Raw genomic sequence first — 24,574 nt, forward strand, 5'->3', positions numbered from 1 at the left:
AACGCCTGCATATAGGCGTTATTTTTATTTTTTTGATGTTTGTTCAGTTAGATCCAAAACCTCTGTTTGTGCCTTACCCTTTTGTCCTGGTAGCATTCCTTCAACAAATGAAAAACTTAGTAGTTTTGATTTTTTCCAGTCAACAATTTTGACTTTTGATCCGAAAGGCACTGTGAAATTAAAAACGAAATTATCGAACGCAATATTGCAAATCATGTGCGGGTATTTTTTCTTATCATGTGGTACCAAGCCGCAAGGCCTTAATGAAATACGTGCTGCAGCGCTACCACATCGCCCCTCGCAACCAGACTCGAAGCCCAGCATATCGTGGTCAAAAAACTCTGGGAACAGCACCCTTAGCTGATGAACGACTGGCCCAGACAGGCCAAGGGCGCCCCGGGCGGCCGATTTTTTTATAGATTCGATCCCGGTTCGTTTATGGCGCGTAGCTCCAACAGCACCGTCCATCGGAATCTAGGCCACGCAGCGTTCCAACTGGTATTCCAAGCACGTTAACCAAACACTTTTTTACTAGCCAAAACACATAGATACCGAGTTGATTCAAATTACCCCGGCACCTCCAGTCCGAACACGCCGACCTACTGGCATCAAAGACTCTTCCAACGTAACCACTGCACTTAGCGTTTTCTGGCACGGCCGCCATTAGCAAAGTGCGTAACTATCCCACCCGCCCCCTAAACGCATCGTACGCCGCTAACGGCAAGCTGATCCCCTCACGAACCGCACGAACATAAGCTTGCTCTTTACCCTTCCCCGGCAAGTAAACCCCCAAGGCTTCAAGCCGAGCCATCTGCTCATCCAACCGTGCAGCAAAGCACTCATCCAGCAACCTGGGAGCAATACCAATCACCAGCATCCCAGCCCCAGGCGATTCGCTCCCAGCACGAAAATCGCCTGCATCCAGCGACCAATTGGCCCCCGTCACCCCCGCCGCAAGCACCTCAACCATCAACGCAATATTAGCCCCACGACCGCCCCCAAACGCCAGCAACGTCCCATGCATAGCCTCCCGCGCGCTTCGCGTTTCATTGCCTTGAGCATCAACCGCCCAGCCTGCCGGTATCGCCTCCCCCGCTTCAGCAGCCCGCAACAGGTTCACGTAGGCCGTGGCGCTGCTGGCTTGGTCAATCGCCAGTAACCGCCCCGTCTCACTGGCGGCGGCAAATGCGATGGGGTTGGTGGAGTACAGCGGCCGGCTCTGGCCGGCCACGGTGAGCAGCGGTGAGCCATTGGTGAACGCCAACGCGACCAACCCCTCCCGCGCCAGGCGACGGGTGTAATAGCCCAACTCGCCGCAGGTGAACGCGTTGAACTGCGCAAACAGGGCGATACCCAGTTGATGCGCATTGCTGCACAGCGCTGGGAAGGCGCGATCGAACCCCAGTTGCGCGATGCCTCGGGCCGCGTCGCAGCGGATCATGGCCGGCGCGACCTGGGTCACGATGGGCTCGGCAGCCGTGGCGATTCGGCCGGTGGCAAAGCCGCTGAGGTAGTCAGGCAAATGGCCGAAACCGACTTCGTGTTGGCCATGGGCCTGGGCTGATACGGTGGCGGTTGCAAGCGCCGTGGCCACGGCGTAGCTGGTGCCGTGGGCCAGGCAGAGCTGGCGCGCGAAGGTGGTGGCATCGGCCAGCGACAGGCGCTTTTCGGGTTTGTCGTCGTCCATGGGGGCTTTGGTGCTCTCGGGTTGAAGGTGTGCCGCAGCCAGCGAACCTGCAAGGGCGGCGGTAGCCGCGAATGAACGATAACGCGTCATTTCTGAGAGCTCGCGGTGCGTTCATTCGCGGCTAAAGCCGCGCCTACGGGATTTGATTGTCTTTACTGAATCATCCTGGGCTCACCCACTTTTGCAGCCTCGCGGTCCAGGCCAAACGAGGCGAGGATTTCTGCGATTTCGCCCGAGGCGTGCAAGGCCTGGATGTTCTTGCCCAGTGCCTCGCCCAGGGCGGCGTTGGCCTTGGTGTACGGGAAGGCGCTCTGCCCGGGCTCAAGCGTGGCCTTGACCCGTTGATCGGGCTCGGACACCTTGATGCTCTTGCCGGGGTAGCCGCCCTTCTGCTGCGAAGAAACGGCCACCGCGAAGCTGTCCGCGCCAACCTGGATGCGCCTGGACGCCAGGTCCTGGGCCATGGCCACGGGGTTCGGGTAGAGCACCAGGTTATCGCCAAAGGCTTTCTTCAAATCGTCCACCCACAGGTAGCCCTGCACGGTGCCGATACGCTTGCCATCCAGTTCGGAAATCTTCGTGTAACCCTCATCCGAAATGATGCCCATCACGTCCAGGTACAACGGTGCCGACAAGCCCAACGCCTTGCTGCGCTCTGCCGTGCGATACCAATCGCCGATGCCGACATCGGCGCGCTTTGCCACCACTGCCTGGACGACGGCTGCCGTGTCCACCACCATGGTTTTGACTTTCAGGCATTCGCGCTCGGCGATGCGCTTGATGATCTCGCCGTCCACGCCGCTCAACTGGTTGTTCGGCCCCGGTATCGAGTAAGGCGGGAAGACATACGCCGCCACGGTCAGCACACCCGGGGTGATGGTTTCAAACTGGTTCGCGGGGGTGCATTCGGCCAAGGCGTACGGGGCGCCGGCCAAGGTCGAGCACAAGAACATCCAACGGGTAAAACGCTTGAATGAGCGAGTCATGACGTCACCTTTGCAATAAGAGAGCAGCAGCCGAAATCGGCGCGAGTGGATTTGTTGTTATGGCTGGCTGGGGGCCAGTCTTTTTTCCAGCGCTGCCACACCCAGGGTCGCCGGGGCGCAGACAGCGGCATACATCAAACCGGCCAGTATCAGCACCGGCATGTACTCGAACGTGGAAGAGCCAATGGAGGACGCCCGGCTGACAATTTCTGGCAGGGCGATGGTGAAACACAGCGACGAGGCCTGGAACATCATGATCGAGAACCCCAGCAGCGATGGCAGCGCCACCCGCAAGGCCTGAGGCAGGATCACAAAGCGCAGCGCGTCGAACCGGTTGAGGCCGATCACTTCGGCGGCCTCGGTTTGCCCTGCGGCTACCGATTCGATGCCACCGCGAATGATTTCACTGGTGTAGGCGGCCGTGCAGTACGCCATGGCCAGCGCAGCGGCCCAGAATGAGGTCAGGGTGAGGTTGACGCTGGGCAGGCCAAAGTAGAAATACTGCAGCAGGATCAACGCCGGTGCGCCACGCCCCAGTTCCACCACAACCAGGGAGGGGTAACGCAACCAGCGGCTCGGCGACGAAACGCCCAGTGCCAGCAACAGCCCCAGCACAACGCCCAGGCCCAGGCTCACGGCCGTGACCTGCATCGACAGCACAAAGCCCTTCCACAACTCCGGCAACCATTGCGCCCACATCGTCAGCAGTTCGCTCATCGGGCAATCCTCTGTTTCAACGTGGCCGACAGCCAACGAGAGAACAAGGCCACTGGCACGCTGAGCACCAGGTACACCACCGCCGCCGCGCTGTAGACGCTCAGGCCCTGAAAGGTTTGCTGTGAAACCTGGTAAGCCTGAAAGCTGATTTCACCAACGCCAATCGTCGAGGCCACGGCCGAATCCTTGAGCAGGCCAATGGCGTAGGTGGCTGAGGTGGGAATGGCGATACGCACCAATTGCGGCAACACCACATCGAAAAACCGTTGCGGCGCCGACAGGTTAAGCACATAGGCGGCTTCGAACTGGCCGGCGGGAATGGCCGCGAACGCACCGCGGTACACCTCGGCCATGTGCGCCGCCGTGATCAGCCCCAGGCCAACCACCGCTGCGGTAAATGGCGACAGGCTGATATAGCCGCCACCGATGCCGAAGAAGATGAAGAACAGCCAGACAATCGGAGGGATTGAGCGCAGGGTCAGCACCAGCATGGCAGCCAGAATGCTCAGCATCTTGAACCTGGACATGCGCAGGGCACAGATGGGAAACCCCAGCACTACGCCGACACAGAATGCGAGCACGGTAACGGCAATGGTCCAGGGTATGCCATTCAACAGCATCATCAGGATGTCTTTCATCAGCGATTCCTCACTGCCTGAAGGAACTGAATCACCCGTTCATGCTCGGGCTCGCGCATCACTCGCTGGCTCGGCCCGTGTTCGATGATGCGCCCGTCAGCCATGACCACCACCCGGTCGGACACGGTTTCGGCGAAGTGCATCTCGTGAGTCACGACAATCATCGACATACCTTCGCCGGCCAGCTCTTTCATCACCGCCAGCACCTCCAGGCCCAGCTCGGGGTCCAGCGCCGAGGTCGGCTCATCGAACAGCATCAGCTCAGGGTCCAGTGCCAGGGCGCGGGCGATGGCGATCCGTTGCTGCTGGCCACCGGAGCAGCGCGCCGGATAATGCTGGGCCTTGTCAGCCAGCCCAACGCGTTCGAGCAGTTGCAAGGAGCGGGCGTCGGCTTCTTTGGCGCTGCGGCCCAAGGTGCGGATTTGCGCCAGGCTGACGTTGCGCAGCACCGTCAGGTGCGGGAACAGGTTGAACGACTGGAACACCATGCCAATGCGCCGGCGCAACTTCAGCAGCTCTGTACGGGGCAACGCCTTGCCAGCTTCGATGTGCACGCCATCCATACTGACCCGCCCCTTGGTTGGCGGCTCCAGTTGGTTGATGCAGCGCAGCAAGGTACTTTTGCCCGACCCACTGGGGCCGATAATGGCCACCACCTCGCCCTTGTTCATTTCAAAACACACGTCGTGCAAGACGGGGTAAGGGCCAAACTGTTTATGAATGCCCTCCAGGCGCAAGAACGGTTCGGCGCTGGCCACCGGGCGCGGCGCCAAGGTGGGTGCGGTTTCGATCACGGTCATACTGCTCATGGTTTCGCTCCAGCTATCGATCGCCGTCGACCAAGGGTGTGCGCGAGAGTTTGATCGGCCCGTTGGCGCTGATCAGCACCTGCTCTTCGAGCTTCACCCCTTCCCCACCGCCTTGCTCACCGATGTAACTTTCCACCGACACCACCATGTTTTCCTCGAACAGGCCGTCGTACCCCCACTCGGCAAAATCCACCGCGTAGGCGACGCTGGGGTACTCGTCCACCAGCCCGACACCGTGCAGCATCATCATGTAGCGGTTGTGCTCGAAGCGCTGGGGCACCGGCCAGCAGCGCTCGGCGAACTCGCGAAAGGACAGGCCCGGGTGCAGCAGTTCGACGTTGTGGTTGATCTGCTGTGAGGCGATTTCCAGCAAGTCGCGTTGGGCCATGGTCGGCGCCTTGCCGGGGCAGATGAAGCTGCGCGAGATGTCTGAAAGGTAACCGCCGGGCCCGACCATGTCGGTGTCGAAACAGACCATCTCACCGGCCTTGATGACCTTGTCGGTGGCGTCCTGAAACCACGGATTGGTGCGCGGCCCGGAGCTGAGCAGGCGGCTTTCGGCCCACTCTCCGCCGTGCGCGACGTTGGTGCCGTGCATGATGCTCCACAGCTGGTTTTCAGTAACCCCCGGCACCAGGCTTGTGCGCATCCGGGCAATGGCCAGGTCGCACACGCCCATGGACACCCGGTGGCTGGCCACTTCTTCAGCCGATTTGATCAAGCGTGCCTGCTCCATCAATGGCTGCGCATCGAACAGCTCAATGCCCTGGTGTGTCAGGCGCTGCGCGCCCCATGGGTCGCAGCGGTCCACCGCCAAGCGGCGATTGCCGCCACCGTGGTGGGCCATCAGGTCCGCCACCTCCTGTGCCCAGCGCTCGGCTTTTTCCTGCACGCGGGGGCCGGCCAGAAAATACAGCCAGGGAATCGCCGGGCGAATTTCATCGATGGTTTCAACGTGCTCGCTGTTGTGCCGGCTGCTGGTGAACTCGAACAGCACCACTGGGCCGTCGGTGGCCACGAACACATAGCGGCTGGGCGAATGCATCACCCACAAACCAAGGTTATTGGTGTCGGTGGCATAGCGAATATTGATCGGATCGGCCAACAGAATGCCGGCGTAATCCTGGGCGCGCAGTTGCTCGCGAATGCGCTCCAGGCGGTAATGGCGCAAGGCTTTGCGATCGATGGCGGCATACGCATCGAGTAACGCCGTGTCGACCGGCGCGATGGCATGTTCAGTGACCTTGGCATCGCTGCGAAAGCGCAGGTCCCGTTCGGTTAACGCCGTGAGCAGCTCAATGGAATCAGAACCCGTTTGCATGCAACAACCTCCGCTGAGTCAGACCAACTTTCGGGGCAGTAACTAAAAGGTTTCTAAATCTGGTGACGGCTGTCTTTATTGTTGTGGGCGACGCAGGGCGGCTAGAGGTCCTTGACCAGCCGTAGGGCATCGTAGATGGCCGCATGGGTATTGCGCGACGCCACTGCATCACCAATGCGGAACAGCTGGAAGCGCCCTTCGGGGTTGCTGACAACGGTTTGCGGCTTGCCGACAATCAGGTCCATGTACTCCACGGCACCTTCGTTGCTGGCCAGGGGTTTGAGGTCGAAATACAGCTCGTCCAACGGCCGGGTGCCGTGGTTGACCACCACCTGATCCACCAGGCGCGTTTTGGTCAGGTCGCTGTAATCGGTGCCGATCGTGGCCAGCAATTGGTCGCCTTGTTTCTCCACAGCCTTGAGCCGGTAAGTGACGGTGAAGGTGGTGTCCAGTTGCTGTAACGCGCGCATGTAGGGCACCAGGTTCATGCCCATGACTTCTGGCGCGAACGAGCGGTCGGGGGTCATGATTTCGGTCTTGGCGCCCCTGCGGGCTATGAATTCGGCGGCTTGCAGGCCGGCGTGGTCGCCCGCATCGTCGTACACCAGCACGTTGCGCCCAGGCTTCACATCGCCGGAAATGATGTCCCAGCTTGAAACCAGGAACTGATTGCCGTGCTCCAGCACTTCGGTGTGCGGCATGCCCCCGGTCGCCACGATCACCACGTCGGCGTTTTCATCGAGCACAATCGCGGTGTCTGCCCAGGTGTTGAAGTGGAACCTCACGCCAAGGCGCTCGCATTGCGCCATGCGCCAATCGATGATGCTGATCATTTCCTTGCGCCGCTCGGACTGCGCGGTCAGGCGAATCTGCCCGCCGGGTTTGTCCGCCAGCTCGTACACCACCACCTCGTGGCCGCGCTCGCCTGCCACACGCGCCGCCTCCAGGCCACCAGGGCCGGCGCCGACAATCACCACTTTGCGCTTCTGCACAGCCTTGGGTATTTCATGAGGCATGGTGGTTTCACGCCCGGTCGCGGCGTTGTGGATGCAGTAGGCGGCGCCTGCGTTGTAAATGCGGTCCAGGCAATAGTTGGCGCCTACGCAAGGGCGGATATCGTCTTCACGGCCTTCGATGATCTTGCGCACGATGTGCGGGTCGGTCATGTGCGCGCGGGTCATGCCGACCATGTCCACCAACCCCGAGGCAATGGCATGACGCGCCGTGGCCACGTCGGGAATTTTTGCTGCATGGAAGGTCGGGAAGCCGGTCAGTGTCTTGATCTCGCCGGCAAAGTCCAGGTGCGGGGCATTGCGCATGCCCTGGATCGGGATGATGTCGGTCAGCCCGGCGTCGGTGGCGATGTTGCCGCGAATCACATTGAGGAAGTCGATCATGCCACTGTCTTTCAACAGTTGAGAGATCTGCAAGCCCTCCTCTTTTTGCAAGCCACCGGCGAGCACTTCGTCCCCGGTGTAGCGAATGCCGACAATAAATTCCGGGCCCACGCGTTTGCGAATGGCCGTGAGCACATCGAAGGTGAAGCGCAGGCGGTTTTGCAGCGAGCCGCCGTACGGCCCTTCCAGTTCGTTGGTCAGTGGCGACCAGAACTGGTCCATCAAGTGGCCGTAGGCTTGCAGCTCGATGCCATCCAGGCCGGCGGCCTTCATGCGTTCGGCGGCATCGGCATAATCGCGAATGATGCGGTCGATGTCCCACTGTTCAAGCTGCTTGGGGAAGGCGCGGTGTGCGGGTTCCTGATTGTGGGAGGGCGACACCACCGGTAGCCAGTCGCCTTTGTCCCAGCGGGTACGCCGGCCCAGGTGAGTGAGCTGGATCATCACCGCGGCACCATGTTCGTGGCACTCGTCGGTCAGGTCTTTCATCCAGCCGACCACTTCGTCCTTGTAGGCCAGAATGTTGTTGAACACAGGCGGGCTGTCACGGGAGATCGCGGCGGAGCCTGCGGTCATGGTCATGGCTACGCCGGCTTTGGCACGTTCAACGTGGTAGGCACGGTAGAGTTTTTTCGGCATCCCGTCTTCCGGGTAGGCCGGTTCGTGGGAAGTGGTGATGATGCGGTTGCGCAGGGTCAAATGCTTGAGGCGATAAGGCTGAAGTAGCGGATCGTTTTTCATATCGGTCTCGCAAACAGGTCATCAGGCACGCCGACAATATGCCCCTGTGTACACAGGTGTCAATACTCTTGACGATGGTGTACAGTTGCCACAAAGCGCACATTGAAAAGGGAAGAAATGCCCATGAAAGGAACCACCTCAAAGGCGGAAGCAGCAGGCCGAGGCTCACTGGAAGGCTGGCTTAATGCGGCCTATGAAAGCCTGACCGAGTCAGGTGTGGATGCCGTGCGAGTGATGCCGCTGGCCAAGAAACTGAATTTGTCGCGCACCAGCTTCTACTGGTTTTTCGAAGACCGCGATGCCTTGCTCGTGGCCTTGATCGAGCAATGGAAAAACAAGAACACCTTCAACCTGGTGACCAAATCCCAGGCCTATGCCGAGTCCATCACCGAGGCGATTCTCAACGTCTTCGACTGCTGGCTGAACAGCGAATTGTTCGACTCGCAATTCGAGTTCGCCATGCGCAGTTGGGCGCTGCAGTCGCCGGAGGTGGCGCAGGAAATCGGCCAGGCAGACGCGCAACGCGTCGAGGCATTGCGGCAGATGTTCGACCGTTTCGGCTTTGAACACGATGCTGCGATTACCCGCGCCCGGTCCATCTACCTGACGCAAATCGGCTACATCAGCATGAAAACCCGGGAGCCTCTGGCCCAGCGCATGCGCTACATTCCCGAGTACCTGAAGATATTCACCGGCAGGGAGCCGGAAGCCCGTGAGCTGGAGCGCTTTTATCAGCGCAACGGTTTTAGCGGGGCCGATTTGAAGGTCTAAAAACACCGACTCACAAGTGAGTCTCTTTGAAGATACGGGGGTTCATTGCAAGCGTCAGGATCTTGCGCACCTGTGGCCACGGGTTCACCCGCGAACAGGGGCGCAACCCGTGCCATCCCCTGGCTGCCTTACCAGCTATAACTAACCTTCGCCGTCACCTCACGCCCCGGGTTGTAGTAATTCGCCGTCCCCGACCCCACCACATGCTGCTCGTCAAACAGGTTGCTCACATTCAGTGCCAGGTCGGTCCCTTTGGCGATCTTGTAGTTCAGCGCCGCATCAAACAACGTGGTCCCATCGCTCTTCTTGGTATTGGCAGCGTCCATGTAGTACGCCCCCACATACCGCGCGCCCAGGCCGACGCTCACGTCAGTGCCAGGTATGTCGTAGTAGCTCCACAACGATGCGGTGTGTTTGGGCGCCGTGGTGAACTCATTGCCCTTCAAGGAAGAGCCGTCATACAGCGACCCGCGCAGCACTTCGGACTCCATGTAGGAGTAAGCACCAATCACGCTGATGTCTTGCGTGACTTGTGCCTTGGCTTCCAGGTCAAGGCCCCGCACGCGTGACTCGCCCACCGTCTGCTGCTCGATGATGCCGCTTGGCAACACCACGGCAATGGTGACGTTCTCCTGGGTCAGGTCGTAAACAGCGGCGGAGAAGAGTGCGTCCATGCCCATGGGCGAGTACTTGATGCCCACTTCGTATTGCTTGCCGGTCTGCGGGGTAACGCCTACTTGCGGGGGCGAGACGGACTCCACCATGCTCACGTAGGTCGACACTTCATCGTTGACGATATAGGTCAGTGCCGCGCGGTAGGAGGTTTCGGAGAAGTTGTCCTTTTCCGTCTGCTCACCACCGATGTATTCCTTGCTCGACAGGTCCATCGAGTCATTGCGCACGCCTGCGGTCGCGATGACGCGGTCAAAGAACGACAGGTTCTGCTGCAGGAAAACCGCCTTGGTGGTGGCGTCATTCTTTTTGCGGGTATAGGGCGTGATGCCGCCGGGCACGCCAGTGAATACCGGGTTGGCGATGTCGATGGAGGGCGCCAGGCCGTAGACCGAGCTCTGCTTGGTCGTCGAGTCGAGGTACTCGACGCCCACCAGCGTGCTGCTGTCGATGTGCTCGAACTGGGCATCGTACTGCAGCATCAAGTTGCCATTGAGCTGGTCGGCATCGCTGTCGGTGCCGAAGACATAGCGTGGAATGGTGGTGCCAACACGCGAGGCGTTGTCGCTCAGGTAGACATAGCCGAAGTCATCGGTCAGCTCGCTGTAGCGCAGGTTGCTGCGCAGGGTGAAGCCGTTGTCGAAGTCGTGGGTAATGTTGCCGCTGAGGCTGGTGCGCTCGACATCGTGGAAGTTGTAGCCGGGCTCGCCGTAGAAGTCGCTGCGGTCGTATTCCTTGTCCAGCGGGTAGCCACCGCTGTTCGGCGAGCTGTTGGTCTTCAGGTAATCCAGCACCACCGTGGCCGAGGTGAAGTCGGTCGGCGCCCAGGTCAGGCCGCCCATGACGAAGCGGTTGTCGTCCTGCGAATGGTCGTACTCGCGGTCGCTGTTCTGCATCTTGGCCGTGAAGCGGCCGGCCAGGGTTTGTTCGTCGTTCAGCGCATCGCCTACATCGATCCCGGTTTCGGCATGGTCATAGGAGCCATAGGTCACGTAGCCTTGGCCAAACTTCTCGAAGCGCGGTTGCTTGGTCACGAAGTTCACGGAGCCACCCGGGTCTGCCGGGCCGAACAGGGTGGAGTTGGCACCCCGCAAAATTTCGATACGCTCGTAGGCGTAAGGGTCTTCGCGCACACCGCGCATCGAGCTGAGGGTCAGGCCGTCTCGGTAGGTGGTGGCCTGGAAGCCGCGGATCAGGAAGTAGTCGTTGCGGTCGTCCGAACCGTAGTAGTCGCTGACCACGCCGGGGGTGTACTGCAGCGCCTCTTCGGTGGTGCTGACGCTGCGCTGCTGCATTTCCTTGTTGGTCACCACCGACACGGACGCGGGCGTGTTGAGGATGCTGGTCGCCACCTTGCCCCCAACCCACAGCTCCTTGGCAACCACCGAGTTGGCGTCATCGTCGGCGCTGGCCTTGACCTTGGCATTGATGATGACAGGCGCCAGGCGGTAGTCCTCGGTCGCGCCCAGCTCCAGCGGGCCGGCAGGCTTTGCCTGGGGGATGACCAGGTAGGCGTTCGGGCCCTGCTGCTCTACCTGCAAGTCGGTACCCTGCAATAGCGTCGACAGTGCTGCCGATGGCGCCAGGCTGCCCTGCACGCCTTGGGTCGTGCGATTTGCCACGCTCTGCGCATCGAAGGATAGGCTGATACCTGCCTGACGGGCAAAGCGGTCCAGCGCCGGCGCCAATGGGCCGCCAGGGATATTCCACTGCTGCATCTGGGTGTTCTGATCAGCGCCCGAGGTTTGCGCCAGCGACGGCAATGCATAGCTGCTCACTACCAAACCCAGAATTGCTGCGTGCAAGGCACGATTCAATGGATGGCGCTGTGGTACCGGTGTCGAACTCATTCTCTAGCTCCGTGGAGGGTCGGCAACTGGCCTGTATTCCGGCCTTATCCACAGGCCGAACGAGAATGAGAAATCACCTCATTTATTTTTCGCTGCTGCGCAATGCCATCGTGCTATCACGTCAATTTCGGTAAAGTCCGCAGCCCCATGGAACCTTGGAGCAACTAGAAATGGACTTCTTCGCAGTTATCAGCCAGAACGCGGGCACCCTGAGCTGGTTCGTCCCGCTCGTCATACTCCTGATGGTACTCAAGCAGCCCACGACCAAGGGGTATCTTGGCGAGCTGCTGGTGCGCTACTTCGTTTGGCTGAAGCTGGACGAGCAGGTCTATCGCAGCCTGCACAACATCACTCTGGATACCCCGGACGGCACCACTCAGATTGATCATGTGTTCATCTCGGTGTACGGCATTTTCGTGCTGGAAACAAAAAACATGAGCGGCTGGATCTTCGGCAGTGAAAAGCAGGCGCAGTGGACGCAGAAACTCTACAAGCGCACTTTCAAGTTCCAGAACCCATTGCGGCAGAACTACAAGCACCTCAAGGCGCTGGAGGCAACGTTGGGCGTTGACGCCAAGCACCTGCATTCGGTCATCACCTTCGTGGGTGACAGCACGTTCAAGACCGCAATGCCGGCCAACGTCACCCAAGGCAGCAAATTCATTCGCTACATGAAGTCGTACGATGAAGCGGTTTTCAGCGAGGCCGAAGTCGATGCCATGTTAGAAGCCCTGCAGGCAGGACGCCGCGCGCCGACGCTTGCCACCCATCGCGAGCATGTGCAAAACCTCAAGCGCCGCAGCGACCCGACAGCCGAGCGGCAATGCCCGAAATGCGGCAGCGCCCTGCTGGTTCGGAGCTACAAGTCGGGCACCAAGGCCGGCCAGCAATTCTGGGGCTGCTCGGCATTTCCCAAATGCCGAATCATGCAAAGTCTCTGAGGCAGCCTTTCACGCCGTAGGGTCAGCCCCGCCCTCCTCCTGACCGAGGCCTCCCTTCTCCCGCCTCACGTAAACCCTGCGCACCAGCCGCTGGTTACGCGCCGCGAGCCGCTCCCGAATGAGCAAAGTCTGTGGCCTATCAGCGGCCACCATCCCACTGCGCAAGCCACGCCAATCAAGGCATCCAATTGAATGATCAGGCGCGAACCACCTGCTGCGCAGTGGCTATTTGCCAACATTGCGCTCTTGTAATTCACGTGTCAAAAAGTTGATACGCCAGCATTTTTGATACAGAATTAAAAAAAGGATGCAGTTTAGCGTATTTCAGTATGCTTTAACCGAGTGCAGGGAATGGACGAATACACAACCGCCGGTGCGCACATACCGCCCATCGACTCGCTGGACCTCACGGCACACGGTGTCCTTGGTCATTTCGCGAAATCGTCGCGCAATGCCCAATTGGTGAGGTTTCTGGTGAGCATGGACCGTCTGGACCGCTGGACGGTGGACTTCGAAGAGGATGCCTCGACGCATCAGTTCGAGATCCAGTTGCTGATGCAGGAGCTGCAGTCGTTCGTCGAGGCCTATGCACGCGCCCTGCATCAGGTTCCACAGGCATTTGCCGAGTTGCTGGCCCACCTCACCTCTTCGCGCTGCATGTACCTAACTCGTTATGTCGCGCAACACAACGACGCGTTTAGCGGTGCGCTGGCGCCGCTGCTGGCTGGCGACCTGTCGCAACTCGCTGACCTCACGGTATTTCGCCGCCGGCTGGATGCCTTCAGCAAAGCTCACCTGCTTAGCAAGATTTTCTCTGCCGAGCGGCTGCGCGAGATTTCACAGATCATGGAGAGTTACGCAGATGTATGACGGACGACTGAACCCTGTCGCTGTGGCGGTGGGCAAATCTGTGGGCAAGCGCGCGGTGATGGGTGGTGTGCTGGGTGCCTGGCTATTGCTGGCCGGGCCGGCATTCGCCGCCACCAGCAGCCTGGGCTCCTCGTCGAGTACGCTGCTCTCGGAGCAAAGCTCCGTGGTGGCCGAGGCCATCAAGGCCGATGCGCAGGACTGCGCCGACGGCACCAAGCAGGGGACGATCGGTGCCTCCATCAACGACGCGTTGAGAATCCATACTGAACTGGCTGCCGCAACGCCCAATGTCGAGTCGCTATTCAGCGCCACCGCGGATTGCTTTGGGGGCCTGGGCAGCCTGTTCGATCTCTCCGGCTCGATCCCGAGCCTGGGCTCCATTTTCGCGGCAGCCCAGCAAGCGGTATTGAAATACGCGCAGAAGAAGGTCTGTACGGCGATACAGCAGGTTTCATCGATGGTCACCACCCCCATCAACCAGGCGATCGGCAAGGTCAGCAGCGGCACTTCACTGGCGGACCTGAACGGGCTGACCAATGGCTTGGTCAGCAAGGGCATGAGTACACTCGACCCGGAACTGGGTAGCAGTTACCACAGCACACCCGCCGGCTACGAGGCCACCTACACCGTCGACGTCAACCCGTTCAACTACATACAGACTGACTTCGGCGGCGGCGCCAGCACTGGTAACGGTACTGGTACCACCACCAGCAGTGCAGCCACCACCCGCACCGTGGCGCCCGCAGCGAGCAACTCATCTTCGAGAACTTCGAGCAATACCAGCCGTTCGTCGTCCGGGTCAGCCAGCGGGTCGTCCGGCTCGGCTGCAGGCCTGTTCAACTAAGGGGGCTGACGATGAAGAAAGTCGCGGCAGTTCTGGCCGTTGGCCTAGGCCTGGGCGCTACGGCGCTTCCGGCCCAAGCACTGACCTGGGCTTCGGTGCTGACATTCATCAGCACCATGCAGAGCGAGATGAGTGCCTGGTCGGTGACCGTCAAGCAGACCGCGTTGTCCGCCAACGTGATCTCGCAAATGGATAACGATTCGAAAAAGCAGCTTGCCAACGCAGTTGGCGCCATCGAGATGTCCGACCGGGCGATGGCGGCCGTGACCTCGTTCGACTCCGCGGTGGGGCAACCGGTCACCAGCAAGTGCATTGCCCAGCAGCAGGGCAAGCTGATGGTCGAAGCGGTGTCACAGCGTGACAAGGACGCAGCGCGGCTGATGGCGACCTATTCCTCGCAACGGGTGGGCTCCAGGGCAGTGGCCGACCGTGAGACCCTGGCCATGCACCGCGACAACTACTGCAGCGTGTCCGAAGCCAGGCAGGGCATGTGCACGCTCAACGCCAACGGTATGCAGGGCTGGGATGTGGACTACGCCGGGCCGTTCAGCGAAATGACCCTCGCCCCGGAAGGCGAGACCGCAGCGTATGCGTACACCGCCATGATCACGGATCAACGTGCGGAAGCGTACATCGACTGCACCACGGTCGCCTGCAATGCTGCCCAGTCGCAGCAACTCGCCGCCTCGGCCATGACCGCGATGGCTGCCAACTCTCTCGTAGGGCAGGTGACGGACCGTCGCGTGCCAATGCTCACAGGGCAGTGATATGAATTTTCGGCTCAAGCTAGCCAGCATTGTCGTGGGTTCGACAATGCTCTCGGGTGTTTCCTACGGGGCGCTTTACGGTTTCGGCCCTGCCGAGATGTGGACCGCTGAGCAGATCAGCGCGCTGTCAGCATCCGTGGGCACCAACATCACCACGTTCGGCACGACCTTCGGTAACCAGATGACCATAAAGTTCGAGCAGATCATCTCGGCCGTGGCCGTAGCCACCAAGCAGGAAGCACTGTCAGCGAGTGTGGTCGCGGACAACAGCAGGCAAACCGCCGAGCAACTGATCAATGCCAGCCGCGCGCAGCAACAGAACGCGGCCGCGACCAAGGCCTACCTCGACTTCAACGCAGCGACCGGCCAAGGTTTCGACCCTTGCGGCACCGTGATCAAGAACAAGTCGATGGACATCGCATTCACCAGCATGGCAGCCAAGGCCAAGGCAGCTGTCGGTGAGCTGGATGCCTCTCCAGGTCGGCTGGTGGCTTCCACAGGCAAGGCGATGCAGCAACGCCTGCAAGAGCACCGCGACAAGTTCTGTACCGCCGCAGAGGCAGACGCCGGGCTGTGCACGCTCAGTACGCTACCCGGTGGTGACACCAACGCCGCCCTGCTGTTCGAAGCCGCGGATGCTGACTCGCTGGCCACCGAAGCGCGTACCGCCTACATCCAGCACGTGATCGGTCCCCCGGACGAAGCCTTGGTCAAGGCCGCTGGCGCTACGCCCGCCGGCGAAACCTACATGGTGCAGAAAAACCGCAAGGACTCGATGTTGTCTGTACCGGCCTACAGCCTGTCGATGATCAATGCCGCCAACACCCGCAGCACGGAGTTCGGCGGCAAGTCCCCCAATGAAGTGCTCAAGCTGCGCGTGAACCAGTACTTCGGTGGCAAGGAAGCGCAGCAATGGTCGGGCAACCTGGCCCGCCAGACCCAGCGCGGGTTGCTGGTGGAGGCTGCCAAGATGGGTGGCCTCGAAGTCTGGATTCATCAGCAGCAGTACGAGCAGAACCAACGACTGCTCGCTAACCTGGCAACGCTGGTAATCGCCTCCTCTGACGGCTTGGACGCCCCTTTGGAAGCGCGCTACCAGAAAGTGTTGTCTGAAACAGCAGCGCAGTCGGTACAGTGAGGTGCCCATGAAAAAGGATTTCGACGCAGCGCGTGAAGCGCGCAAATGGAAGGTCTCGCTGGGTGCTTCGCTTGTGCTGACCTCTACGCTGGCTTGGGCCTATTGCCCACCCCAGTATCAGGAAAATACCGTAGCGCCGGCATTCACTGCGGCCACCCAAACACTCAACGGCCTGGTGTCCGGGGTAGATGCTTCGCTGTCGGCCCTGCTTGAAACCGAGAGCCAGCGCCTGACCTCGGCCATCGCGATCCTGACCAAGCAGAAAGCCCTGGCGGCAAACCAGATCGCGGAAGCTGGGCACAATGCTGCCCAGCAAACGGCGACGGGGCTGAAGGTGCTGGCCCAGACCCAGCGGGTCAAGCAGTCACGCTTCGACTACGGTGGCGAATTCGGCCAAGGCTTTTCGCCTTGCTCGGTCTATGCGACACGAACGCTGATCAGTGCCCGCGATGCCGACATGGGCACCGAAGTGCGCCAGCGGGTCAAGTCCGAGATCGTGGCTGCACCAGGCACCTACGCCGAGCCCATCAGCGCCCAGGCTGCACTGGTCAAGGCGCGCAAGCAGTTCTGCACCCAGGACCAGGCAGATTCAGGCTTGTGCGAATCGGTCGGCTCGCTGCCGGGCGCCGACCTGACCGTGGCCACCCTGTTCGAACCCGTCATGGAAAACGAACCGCTGTACCAGGCGAAAGTCGGGTTCGTCAATAACGTAGCCGGCCTGCCGGACGGCCCGGTGCCAGCATCGGCAGGCAAATCCGCAGCCACCGAAGATTACGCGCTTTCCAAGGCCCGCAAGGATGCGCTGGTATCGCCGGCACTGGCCAGCCTGAAAGCAATCCAGCTCGACTATTCCGGCGTGGAAGGCACGGAAACAGGCACCGACCTGCCACTGGCCGTGCACTTTCGCAACGAGGTCAAACGCTATTCGGGCAATACGCCTCAATATGACAGCTGGGCCCGGGTCATGGCCGCACAGAACGAGCGAGGGGCGCTGATCGAGATCTTGAAGATCAAGGCGCTGGACCTGGCCATACTGGAAAAACAATATCGCCAGTACGAAAGCATGGAGGCCCAACTCGCTTCGCTGGTGTCCATGTCGGTAACTGCCGCGGGTGCGCAAACCCAGACCACCCGGGCAGCGGAAAATGCCGCCAGGCAGAACGTACAGCAGAGCGTGCAGTGACGGAGCGCAAGGGATGAACAGAACGATCTTGCGCGGCCTCGCCGGCCTGAGCCTGCTGGCGTGTGCCCACGGCGCCATTGCGGACACCTGCATGGTGTCCCCCACCGACAAGGAAATTGTTTCCGGTCGTTTCGGCAAGTTCCGGGGTGGCGGCGCGGCCAACCATGGTTCGGCCAACCAGAAGGCGCACATGCACGATGGCCTGGACTTTTCCACCAGCGGTACATCGCAACCGGTATACGCCACCACCGAGGGCAAGATCACTTTCGCCGGCTCTCGCGGATCTGCGGGTAATACGATACTGATCCAGCGGGCCAATGGCGATATCGTCGCCTACTACCACCTCAGCGGTTTTGCCAACGGCATCAAGAAGGGCGTCACGGTCAAGCCGGGGCAGCAGCTTGGCCTGTCAGGCAACACCCCCAGCACGTCCATGACGAAACACTTGCATTTTACCTACGGCACCACGAAAAAAGACGAGGCCAGGGCCAAGGCGTTCAGGGAAAATGCTCATCGAGGGCCGTTCAACCCGGCGCAGTTGCCCTCCCCTTTGGTCAAACCGCAGGTTGACATTGGCTGGAAGACTGACCCGGCCCCCTATTTCTGCCAAACTTACGCCATCCAGGATGGTCACCCCGAGCATTACCCAATCCTCGGCAAAGACACCAAGGCGCAGCACCAGATCCTTTTCGGTAATGTACCTTCGGGCGGGGTTGCGCCAGACTCCACGGCTGAGCCTGTCCAGGTGGCAGCAGCCAACGCCGATGCAGCGCTGGCCGAAGCGGATGGCAAGACGCCTGCGATGTACTTGTCCGACGCTGATGGCTATGGTGCCTTGCCCACCGCTCCGATCGGTGGCTACGACACCATGTCGGTTTCAGAAATGCTGGCGACTGAAGCCAGCCGGCGCTTCAGCGATGCCGAGTGGAACAACAGTATCACCCATGTTTCCAGCCGAGCCCTGTGGGTCGACTACAACCGGGCGGTCGGTGTCGGTAATTATTTGTCGGAAGCGATTTATCGCAAGAAGGAAAAAGTTGAAGCATTGCTTGCCGTTTACGCGTCGCAGAAATTGGCAGGTCAACGGATGCAGACCGACAGGGCCCAGCAGCGAGCCCAGAGAGGAGCTGTTTCCAGATCCATTGAATAACGCGGCGCCCACGAAAGGTAAACACAGATGGAACCCAAAGAACTCGATAAGCCTGATCAAGCCTTCGCTGATTCTGCTGCCGGGCAAACAGCCCAGCCAGGGCGGAGTTATGCAGGCATCCTGGTCCATCATGGCGCAGCACCCTATCAAAACGACCCTGCCAAGCAGGGTAGCTACTACGTAACCCTGCAAACACCTGCCGGTCCACAGACCCTTTGGGGGGCAGGCCTTGAACAGGCCATGCGCGAAACCGCACCCGCCGTCGGCAAACCCGTGCAACTGGATTACCAAGGTGGCGCCGAAGCCGGCAGCGAACAGTCGACACAAGGTCGCTGGAGCGTGCATTCGATCGATACGGCTGCCCTGCAGGCCCACAATAGCGGCCAGCAAACAAACGCCAGGCCGTCGCCAGGCGCCGCGCCAGATATCGACCCAAGCGTATTTGACGCCATCATGAAGGTTGCCGGGGAGGTGAAACCCAAAGGACCGTCCCTCGACCCTGATGAAGTACGCCGCATCAACGCAGCCCTTCTCGACAACGCGAGCAACGCTGCAGAGCCACCGAAACCCGCAGAACCGGCAGAACAGGAGCCACAGCACCCGCGGGACACCAACGGTGCCGAATCACTGCTCAGGGGCGGCGCCCAACTGGTGGGGGGCGTAGCCTCGCTCACCGGCGCCGCCATGCAAGGTATCGGCAAGGGCGCGAGTGCCCTGGCCTCTGCCCTGCGTGGGGATGGGCAAGTTCAGGATGCACAGGTGCCCTCAGCGCAATCGGCCACTGCGGAAAAACACAGCGCGGCGGTTGAGCCCGGCTCGGCCGAAGAAATGACCGGACGCGTGCAGGTGTTGCCGCGCCTTTCCGAGTACCGGGTAGATCAGGTTGAAAAGGCCGCGACCAACTACGAAAAAGCCCACTCGGCCTTCTGGAACGCTGGGAGCCTGCCTCAGGTGCGCGAGCAGATCGAAACCCGCGCCGAGCAAACCGGCCTGAGCGTTCCCGAAGTGATCGAGAAGATGAAACCCGACGGCGAATACACCGACCTGCACGAAAGCTTCGTCCAGGCCGTAGGTGAGTCCCCCGACGCCCAGAACAGCAAAAAAGCCATGGACAAGGCCCTCACCGGCTGGGCCCGGCAGTACGGGCGCGCCCAGGAAGAATTGCTGAACCCGGAAACCCAGGACAACCCGCACTACGACAAGCTGAAGAACCGGCTGGAAAGCTCCAGCGAGAGCATGCACCGCAATGCGGGCAGCATGCCGGCTTTCGCGGGCGAAACGCAGTCGCATCTGGAGCGCCTGAGGGAAGTGATGCAGCGTATTGGCGAACGCCTGAAGGAAATGGTGCAAGGCATCGTCAGCCTGGTTCGCGGTAAGCCTTCGGGCCCTTCACAGGGCGATGACTTCACCCCTTGAGACAGCCCCCAGCTCAGCCGATTCCCAGAGGGAGCCATGAAGGCGCACGTAATCATCCACGCAAGGAGAATGGAATGACCGAGTACAGCAACTGGAAAGAAATCACCGCCACGCCGGAAGCCCACCTGGAGTTCCTGCGGGTGATCGACGGCAAGCTGGAAGAAGGCCTGGGTGGCCGGAACCTGTATGAAAAACTGTCCAAGGAAATCACGGTGGAAGGCAAGGCCTTCAGCCAGGCCTTCCACCTGAACAAACTGGAAGCCAGCTCGAACGGTTGGGACACCGACGAGACGCCCGACCCGGTGAAGCTCGAGATCGTCGAGTTGACTTCAAGGATCAAGGAGGCTGACCCAGGCTACGACCTGGCCCACTTCATGGTCGGCTATGAGTACATGATCAGCGAGATGAAAGAGCGCGGCGTGGAAGTGAATGCCGGGCTGGACCACAGCGACCCTGTACCAAAGAACCGCAGCGGCTCGGACTACGAGCCGGGCATGTGACGCCGGGAGGCACCTGTGAAAGCGACCATTTCACTCATGCTGGCCTTCGGTATGTCGGCTCTGGCGAGTGCTGCCCAGGCCCAGGAAGCCCCCGTGGCCGAGGAGCAATGGCAGGAGCTACCGCGCAATACCACCATCTACGTGCCGGTGCCCAAGCAGGTCACGCCGGTTGCAGCTTATCGTTCGTGCTCGAACCGCTACGAAGGTGAGCGCTGCGATTTCTCCACCCCTCGCCAAGGAGTGGTCGAAGGCACATGCCAGGCACCGGAAATGCGGCAGCCGCCCGCCTATGGCTACGAGATGCAGCAATACCCCGCCCAGGTGCGCACGGCCTTGGTTTGCATGCCCGTCGAGGGCCCGGCTGCTGGCGGCCCGGACAACCCGGGCCACGAGTCGCTCCAACCGCCTTCGACAGCCCCACAAGCGCAACAGCCAGCCCCCTAGCCCAAGGGTGCTGAGCTCTGCAACTTCGGACTCGCTCGCCGTCGGTTTAGCCTTGGCGCGCTTGGCCGCGCCGGCGACCTGAGGCAATTGCTGGTACGTCAGGTCCAAGCTGCTGCCGCCCCTGGTGGCTGGATGTTTACCAGGCCAACACTCACACCGTCGGGTCGGGCGCGTCATCCTGCGGCGTTGCTGACGACTGCGCCATCTTCGCCATCTGTCCGTGCATCAGCTGAATCAGTTCGCGCAGGCGCTCTGCTTCGGCCCTGAGCTGAACGGTTTCTTCAAAATACTGGCGCACATACCCACGCAAGGGCTCCAGCTTCTCGTTGGCTTGCGCCACACCGGCATCCCAGCCTTCAGCATAGCCATGGGAGCGCCCTTTCCTGAAGCCCTCCTTGCGGCCCTGCCCCAAGCCTTCCTGGTAGCCCGCCTGATAACCCTCCTGCAGCCCTTCCTGCCGCCCTTGGTCGCGGCCTACATGGAGGTTGGCAATGGCCTGCTGGACAGAGCCGTTGTAACCGCCATCCAGACTCATGTTGCCCTTGCGTGCAGCCCAGTTATCGTCCATTTCGCCATCTCCCCGGATCGGCGCTTCCCGGAGCATGCGCCGCTAGATTGTGGTCAATGCCAAACCCGATACTGTCGGCCGGGTTCAACGCGTAGTCTTTACCTCGCTCCCAGCTGCTTGCTGGGCTTCGGCCTGAGGCAAGGCAAAACTGGCCAGCCGATGCAGCGCAACCGCTACCCAATCGCCACCGAAACGCTTGTCCTCCAGCACCGACTTTAGCGCCAGGATCGGCACACAGTGCCTTGCCAGGCCTTGGACATAAAAAGCAGCCGTCCATTCGGGCAGCAAGTGTTTTATATCTTCGTGGGTTTCCACGCTGAACACCAACGCAAGAATACCAGGCAGGGTCTTGACCTCCCGGCTGGGCAGCGCGTCCGCCAGCCAGAAGGCCACTTCGCCAAGCTGGCCGGCCTGGATCGGCAACAGGGCAACGACCTTGTTCCCGTCATGATCAACGACAATACCCGGCTCAAGATCGAGCGTTTCCGCGTCAAAGCCGAGCGCTGCCTGGCGAATGGGCAGCGACTTGAGGAAATGCTCCAGCAGCGTGTACATCTCGAAAGCTGCCGGAATGTCCTTCTGGATGGCCGGCGCACTCTTGGCCATCACACTGACGAAGCCGCCACCCGCCTGGGCGAGAACATCGCCACTGATGGCCTGCGCCACGAAAGCCTCGAGTTCACACAACGAATACATGGTCCCACTCCCGCACAACGGCTCGACTAGACTGAACTTAAACCTGCTGACAGGTCCTAAAACCTCAGTCGTTCGTGTTTTGTATGTTTGCAGCCCAAACTTCAAGGATGTACCAATGACCCATCAGTTTCACTGTGCATTTCATCCCGCGCCGGGCAATGACGGTGGCGTGCTGAACATCGGCCCTGCCTCGGTCAGCATCGACCTGGAAAACCTCTGCCTGTTCGCCAATGTGGTCGGGCAGATCGAAAAGCGCCGGGCGGCCGGCGTAGCCAGGTCAGAGATTCTTGGTGAGTGGGTGGGCAGTGAAGATATCGACTGGGCGCATATCGGCTTTCACCCCTGCCGCGAAAGCTACAGCCTGCGTTACAACGGGGTAGCCTGGGAGGCGCCTGCCGACGCCACCATCGCCGCCGCCGCCGAGGCGCGCTTGTTCCTTGACAACATGCGCCTGCAGGCCTGACCTGACAGCCCTTGCTACCTAGCGAGCGAGGGCCGTGCTCGCGTGGTACTGACCGAAGAACTCGAATTCAACCCGGCGGTTGGCTGCACGGCCAGCGGGGGTGTCATTCGCAGCGATGTAGTCGCCCTCCTGGCCCTCGGCGCTGATTTTCGCCGCTGGTACGCCACGCCGAACCAGGTACATCTTCGCCGCCTGCGCCCTGAGCAAGGCAACCCGGCGATTTGCCTCCACCGTGCCCACACTGTCGGTAAAGCCCACGATCTTCACCTGCAGCGCGTCCTGCGCCGAGCGCACCAGCACGTCGCCATCCTCGGCGCTGGGGCTGAAGCGTGAGTGGCCGAACGCAAAATTGAGCGTCATGTGGTTGATCGAAGTCTGGATCTGGTCCTGTCGCGCCCTGATTGCCAAAAGCTCCTGACGACTGCCATTGGCGTCGGCTTCAGCCGCAGCCAACCGCACCCGCAAGCTCTGGATCTCGATGTTCAGGGCATTGATGGTCTGTTGCATTTGCGCGGTGTTCTGCCCTTGCGCCGAGGGTGCTACATAGGGCACCGGGGCGGCGGGGCTCTCCACCAGCTCGAACCCTGCGAAAGCCTTCGGGGCAAGTGCCACCGAGAGGGCGGCAAGTACCAGCGGCAGCAACCTGCGAGGGGTGGAAACGAAGGTGCTCATACATCTCTCCAATATCGCAGGATCACGAAAACGATGCTCGACCAGGCATACCCCAGCAGCATTACCAGGATGCCTGCCAGCAAGTAGGTACGCAGCGGGTCCAAGGCATCCTGGCCCAGCGGCTGAAGCCCAGGAACCAGCGTGGCCGGGAACCAGGCGAACAGCAGCGCCACCAGCGGTGCGAGCCATAGGCCAAGGCGCAACTGGCGATGGTCGCCCCCGCGCGTCCACCATGCGTACCAACCCAGGCTGAGCAGGTAGGCAGGCAGCAACATGACGCTCAGCAACAGGGCTGAAAAGGACAATGCCGCGGCGTAGAAGCGCGGCGACCCTTGGGCCATTTCACCCATCAGGGTCGCAACCACCGCGATGGTAAAAGCGACCAGCGCCACCAGCAGAGGCACCGACAGCAGCCACAGGGCTGCGCGACGATCGCCCACGGCCCTGAAGCCTGGCTTCACGGCAGGTGGAGGTAATGCGTAGGACATGCCTGGAAACTCCTTGTAAGGGTCAGCCGGGCGGCCAGATTCAGAAGAACTGCCGCTGCGTGCCAGCCAACGTTCGACATCCTGTCATCTATCAAAATGACCTGTTAGAAAAATGTAGAAATTGATGGCGAGTATGAATTTGGGGCCTTTTGCCGTCAAGGTTTGAATCTTCGTCACTGGCAGGCACTCACTTGACCAAGCGCAGGGCGTAGCGCACACTCCAGGCATATAAAAAACGTTTTTCTAACAACACGAATTAATAGCAATTTGTCATCCAGAAGGATCTGACGCATGAAAGCCCTGCACCTCGCCCTGCCGCTGCTGGTTTCGCTCGCCTGCACATCGGCATACGCCGCAAACATCGATCAGGCCGAAGCCAATGCCCGCATCACTCAGGCCCTGACCTGCAAGCGCAAGGTTTCCCCTGAACAATTCGAGGCGCTGGTCAAGGCCGCCAACGGCAAGGCCATCGTGCAGGCCTCGGACCTGTCCGACGGCGAGTACACCGTGCCTAACCCACTGGACGTTTACGGCCGCGCCGTGACCAAGCTTGCAATGCACCCAGGCTCCAATGGTGAAGGTGACTTCGATACCTACTCCGGCGTATTCACCGGCGAGAGCATCCAGGCAGTGGCCAAGCTCGCCGACATTCCCAAAGACGAATTCGGCCAGTACAAGAAAGAAGTCGGTAACCACGACCTGTGGCTGTATGAAGATGGCAACAGCACGTACATCAGCTGCTCGTACGACATGCGCACAGTGGTGAAGACCATCAAGAGCACAGCTCGCAAGGCAGCGGATGCGGTACAGCGCGCCACCCAGTAACGCCTTGCGAACCTGTATGC

At 60.6% G+C, this 24,574-nt stretch carries 26 protein-coding genes; 13 read left to right on the forward strand and 13 right to left on the reverse strand.

Translation table 11 applies throughout. The annotated features are described in order from the left end of the window. Positions 1-24: 24 nt before the first annotated feature. From ACI7M0_RS23065 to ACI7M0_RS23100, 8 genes are all read right to left on the reverse strand, one after another. Positions 25-468 carry a hypothetical protein gene (locus ACI7M0_RS23065; RefSeq protein ID WP_129932618.1) on the reverse strand — a complete coding sequence of 148 codons (444 nt, stop codon included), beginning with the start codon at positions 466-468 and terminating at the stop codon, positions 25-27. A gap of 211 nt (positions 469-679) precedes the next feature. Continuing rightward, on the reverse strand, positions 680-1,687 hold the full coding sequence (locus tag ACI7M0_RS23070) for an Ldh family oxidoreductase (RefSeq protein ID WP_129932632.1): 1,008 nt from the start codon (positions 1,685-1,687) through the stop codon (positions 680-682). 152 nt (positions 1,688-1,839) lie between these two features. Beyond that, positions 1,840-2,673 carry an ABC transporter substrate-binding protein gene (locus ACI7M0_RS23075; RefSeq protein WP_004576158.1) on the reverse strand — a complete coding sequence of 278 codons (834 nt, stop codon included), beginning with the start codon at positions 2,671-2,673 and terminating at the stop codon, positions 1,840-1,842. A 57-nt stretch (positions 2,674-2,730) separates the two neighbouring features. Then, the gene (locus ACI7M0_RS23080; protein ID WP_019752558.1) at positions 2,731-3,390 is read right to left on the reverse strand and encodes an amino acid ABC transporter permease; all 660 of its coding nucleotides are present in this window, start codon (positions 3,388-3,390) and stop codon (positions 2,731-2,733) included. Beyond that, complete coding sequence (locus tag ACI7M0_RS23085; RefSeq protein ID WP_129932619.1) at positions 3,387-4,028, reverse strand: amino acid ABC transporter permease; 642 nt, start codon at positions 4,026-4,028, stop codon at positions 3,387-3,389. Before ACI7M0_RS23085 ends, ACI7M0_RS23080 begins: the two co-directional genes overlap by 4 nt. Next, entirely contained in the window at positions 4,028-4,837 is an 810-nt protein-coding gene (locus ACI7M0_RS23090; protein ID WP_004576155.1) for an amino acid ABC transporter ATP-binding protein, read from the reverse strand. Before ACI7M0_RS23090 ends, ACI7M0_RS23085 begins: the two co-directional genes overlap by 1 nt. 13 nt (positions 4,838-4,850) lie before the next feature. Beyond that, positions 4,851-6,158: a Xaa-Pro peptidase family protein gene (locus tag ACI7M0_RS23095; protein ID WP_129932620.1), complete on the reverse strand. Its 1,308-nt coding sequence runs from the start codon at positions 6,156-6,158 to the stop codon at positions 4,851-4,853. 101 nt (positions 6,159-6,259) lie between these two features. Next, positions 6,260-8,296, reverse strand: coding sequence for an NADH:flavin oxidoreductase (locus tag ACI7M0_RS23100; RefSeq protein ID WP_129932621.1), 2,037 nt, complete (start codon positions 8,294-8,296; stop codon positions 6,260-6,262). A gap of 123 nt (positions 8,297-8,419) precedes the next feature. Between ACI7M0_RS23100 and ACI7M0_RS23105 the strand changes: the two genes are divergently transcribed. Continuing rightward, the gene (locus tag ACI7M0_RS23105; RefSeq protein WP_129932622.1) at positions 8,420-9,067 is read left to right on the forward strand and encodes a TetR/AcrR family transcriptional regulator; all 648 of its coding nucleotides are present in this window, start codon (positions 8,420-8,422) and stop codon (positions 9,065-9,067) included. A 128-nt stretch (positions 9,068-9,195) separates the two neighbouring features. Here ACI7M0_RS23105 and ACI7M0_RS23110 read toward each other — a convergent pair whose 3' ends face one another. Beyond that, positions 9,196-11,589 carry a TonB-dependent siderophore receptor gene (locus ACI7M0_RS23110; protein ID WP_104887033.1) on the reverse strand — a complete coding sequence of 798 codons (2,394 nt, stop codon included), beginning with the start codon at positions 11,587-11,589 and terminating at the stop codon, positions 9,196-9,198. 170 nt (positions 11,590-11,759) lie between these two features. Between ACI7M0_RS23110 and ACI7M0_RS23115 the strand changes: the two genes are divergently transcribed. The 10 genes from ACI7M0_RS23115 (at position 11,760) to ACI7M0_RS23160 (ending at position 20,842) form a co-directional block, all read left to right on the forward strand. After that, positions 11,760-12,530 carry a nuclease-related domain-containing protein gene (locus ACI7M0_RS23115; RefSeq protein WP_129932623.1) on the forward strand — a complete coding sequence of 257 codons (771 nt, stop codon included), beginning with the start codon at positions 11,760-11,762 and terminating at the stop codon, positions 12,528-12,530. A 351-nt stretch (positions 12,531-12,881) separates the two neighbouring features. After that, positions 12,882-13,400, forward strand: coding sequence for a type IV secretion protein IcmW (locus tag ACI7M0_RS23120; protein WP_129932624.1), 519 nt, complete (start codon positions 12,882-12,884; stop codon positions 13,398-13,400). Continuing rightward, on the forward strand, positions 13,393-14,244 hold the full coding sequence (locus ACI7M0_RS23125; protein ID WP_019438943.1) for a hypothetical protein: 852 nt from the start codon (positions 13,393-13,395) through the stop codon (positions 14,242-14,244). Before ACI7M0_RS23120 ends, ACI7M0_RS23125 begins: the two co-directional genes overlap by 8 nt. Positions 14,245-14,255: 11 nt before the next feature. After that, positions 14,256-15,011 (forward strand): hypothetical protein, encoded by a 756-nt coding sequence (locus tag ACI7M0_RS23130; RefSeq protein ID WP_014592436.1) that lies wholly within the window; start codon positions 14,256-14,258, stop codon positions 15,009-15,011. 1 nt (position 15,012) lies between these two features. Then, entirely contained in the window at positions 15,013-16,149 is a 1,137-nt protein-coding gene (locus ACI7M0_RS23135) for a hypothetical protein (RefSeq protein WP_129932625.1), read from the forward strand. Between the two features lie 7 nt (positions 16,150-16,156). Continuing rightward, positions 16,157-17,332: a hypothetical protein gene (locus ACI7M0_RS23140; protein ID WP_014592438.1), complete on the forward strand. Its 1,176-nt coding sequence runs from the start codon at positions 16,157-16,159 to the stop codon at positions 17,330-17,332. Positions 17,333-17,345: 13 nt separating this feature from the next. Further along, positions 17,346-18,482, forward strand: a complete 1,137-nt coding sequence (locus tag ACI7M0_RS23145) for a M23 family metallopeptidase (protein WP_014592439.1) — start codon at positions 17,346-17,348, stop codon at positions 18,480-18,482. A 27-nt stretch (positions 18,483-18,509) separates the two neighbouring features. Beyond that, positions 18,510-19,898, forward strand: a complete 1,389-nt coding sequence (locus ACI7M0_RS23150; protein ID WP_129932626.1) for a hypothetical protein — start codon at positions 18,510-18,512, stop codon at positions 19,896-19,898. Positions 19,899-19,972: 74 nt separating this feature from the next. Beyond that, positions 19,973-20,398 carry a hypothetical protein gene (locus tag ACI7M0_RS23155; protein WP_014592441.1) on the forward strand — a complete coding sequence of 142 codons (426 nt, stop codon included), beginning with the start codon at positions 19,973-19,975 and terminating at the stop codon, positions 20,396-20,398. A 15-nt stretch (positions 20,399-20,413) separates the two neighbouring features. After that, complete coding sequence (locus ACI7M0_RS23160; RefSeq protein ID WP_064490863.1) at positions 20,414-20,842, forward strand: hypothetical protein; 429 nt, start codon at positions 20,414-20,416, stop codon at positions 20,840-20,842. A 151-nt stretch (positions 20,843-20,993) separates the two neighbouring features. Here ACI7M0_RS23160 and ACI7M0_RS23165 read toward each other — a convergent pair whose 3' ends face one another. Both ACI7M0_RS23165 and ACI7M0_RS23170 read right to left on the reverse strand, forming a co-directional pair. Continuing rightward, positions 20,994-21,410, reverse strand: a complete 417-nt coding sequence (locus ACI7M0_RS23165; RefSeq protein ID WP_064490862.1) for a hypothetical protein — start codon at positions 21,408-21,410, stop codon at positions 20,994-20,996. A gap of 84 nt (positions 21,411-21,494) precedes the next feature. After that, on the reverse strand, positions 21,495-22,106 hold the full coding sequence (locus ACI7M0_RS23170) for a hypothetical protein (protein ID WP_019438941.1): 612 nt from the start codon (positions 22,104-22,106) through the stop codon (positions 21,495-21,497). A gap of 115 nt (positions 22,107-22,221) precedes the next feature. Between ACI7M0_RS23170 and ACI7M0_RS23175 the strand changes: the two genes are divergently transcribed. Beyond that, complete coding sequence (locus ACI7M0_RS23175) at positions 22,222-22,569, forward strand: hypothetical protein (protein ID WP_014592445.1); 348 nt, start codon at positions 22,222-22,224, stop codon at positions 22,567-22,569. Between the two features lie 18 nt (positions 22,570-22,587). Here ACI7M0_RS23175 and ACI7M0_RS23180 read toward each other — a convergent pair whose 3' ends face one another. Continuing rightward, positions 22,588-23,241, reverse strand: a complete 654-nt coding sequence (locus tag ACI7M0_RS23180; RefSeq protein ID WP_014592446.1) for an OmpA family protein — start codon at positions 23,239-23,241, stop codon at positions 22,588-22,590. Next, positions 23,238-23,729, reverse strand: a complete 492-nt coding sequence (locus ACI7M0_RS23185; RefSeq protein ID WP_129932627.1) for a hypothetical protein — start codon at positions 23,727-23,729, stop codon at positions 23,238-23,240. Before ACI7M0_RS23185 ends, ACI7M0_RS23180 begins: the two co-directional genes overlap by 4 nt. 291 nt (positions 23,730-24,020) lie before the next feature. Here ACI7M0_RS23185 and ACI7M0_RS23190 point away from each other — a divergent pair, with 291 nt between their 5' ends. Further along, positions 24,021-24,554 carry a hypothetical protein gene (locus tag ACI7M0_RS23190; RefSeq protein WP_014592448.1) on the forward strand — a complete coding sequence of 178 codons (534 nt, stop codon included), beginning with the start codon at positions 24,021-24,023 and terminating at the stop codon, positions 24,552-24,554. The last annotated feature ends 20 nt before the right edge of the window (positions 24,555-24,574 follow it).

Source organism: Pseudomonas sp. 10(2024) (assembly GCF_045164175.1).
In the GTDB taxonomy this organism is placed as follows: Bacteria; Pseudomonadota; Gammaproteobacteria; order Pseudomonadales; family Pseudomonadaceae; genus Aquipseudomonas; species Aquipseudomonas alloputida.